Here is a 1,304-nt window from a genome sequence, read left to right as displayed (position 1 = left end):
TGAGCTGTACTGAGATTTGTGGAGTCCCTGATGCCAGGGTTACCGTCCTGGCGAAGGAGAACTACCAGCACCATGGCAGCACCCCGTAAATACCCCGACGAACTCCGCGAGCGCGCGATCCGTGAGGTCCGCGCCACCGGCCGTCCCATCGCGCACGTGGCGAAGGACCTGGGCATCCACAAGGAGGCCCTGCGCGGCTGGGTCCGCCAGGCCGAGGCCGACCGTGGCGAGCGCGATGACCGGCTGACCACCGCTGAGCAAGACGAGTTGAAGCAACTCCGCAAAGAAGTAGCGGAGTTGAGGCGGGCGAATGAGATTCTCAAAGCCGCCTCGGTGTTTTTTGCCCAGGAGATCGACCGTCCCCGGACGAGGCCGAGCAGGTGATAGACCACCTGCGTGACAAAGGTCTCGGGGTCGATCCCGTCTGCCGGGTTCTTGAGCTGTCGCCGTCGACGTACTTCGCCCGCAAGAAGCGGCCGGCGTCGGCCCGCCGGCTGCGTGACGAACAGCTGATGCCGCTGATCGGGCAGGTCCACGCGGAGTCGGGCGGCACCTATGGCGCCCGCCGGATCACCCGCGCGCTTCGGCGCAAGGGCCACGAGGTGGCCCGCTGCACCGTCGAGCGACTGATGGCCGAGCTCGGCTTGGAGGGCGTCATCCGTGGCAGGCGGCGCCGCACCACCATCCCAGAGCCGTCGGCGCCCCGGCCGCCGGACCTGGTCGACCGCGACTTCACCGCGAACCGGCCGGATCAGCTGTGGGTGGCGGACATGACCTATGTCCGCACCTGGTCCGGGTGGGCGTATGTGGCGTTCGTCCTGGACGTGTACTCGCGGATGATCGTCGGCTGGCAGGTCGCGAGCCACATGCGGACCGAACTCCCGCTGGACGCCCTGGAGATGGCGCTGTGGCGACGGAGGATCAAGAAGAACTCCGGTCTCATTCATCACAGCGACCGCGGGTCGCAATACGTATCAATTCGGTATGCTGACCGGCTCGCCGACATCGGCGCCTCCGCGTCCGTCGGCTCGGTCGCGGACAGCTATGACAACGCGATGGCCGAGACGCTGAACGGCACGTTCAAGGCCGAGCTGATCGAGATGCAGGGCCCCTGGAAGGACGTCGACCAGGTCGAACGGGCGATCTTCCAGTGGATCACCTGGTACAACGAAGAACGCCTCCACTCCGCGCTCGACTACGTACCGCCCGCCGAGTACGAGGAAGCCTTCTGGCAGAGCCAGGAGCAAGTCCCGCAGTCCGCCTGAACCATCAAGATCGGACTCTACGAAACTCGGGGCAGCTCA

1 protein-coding gene is annotated in these 1,304 nt (G+C 66.0%); it reads left to right on the top strand.

Annotated elements, in window-relative coordinates:
• Window positions 1–72: 72 nt before the first annotated feature.
• Window positions 73–1,265 (top strand): IS3 family transposase gene (locus ACGF2Y_RS36640; protein ID WP_392956433.1). Its coding sequence is split into 2 segments (ribosomal slippage): window positions 73–337 and window positions 337–1,265, totalling 1,194 coding nucleotides; the frame shifts between segments, so codons are not numbered across the junction.
• Window positions 1,266–1,304: the final 39 nt, after the last annotated feature.

The organism is Streptomyces sp. NPDC048142 (genome assembly GCF_043202835.1).
Taxonomy (GTDB): Bacteria; Actinomycetota; Actinomycetes; order Streptomycetales; family Streptomycetaceae; genus Streptomyces.
The sequence above is the reverse complement of the archived record's forward strand: the minus strand, read 5'-3'. Positions and strand labels throughout refer to the sequence as shown.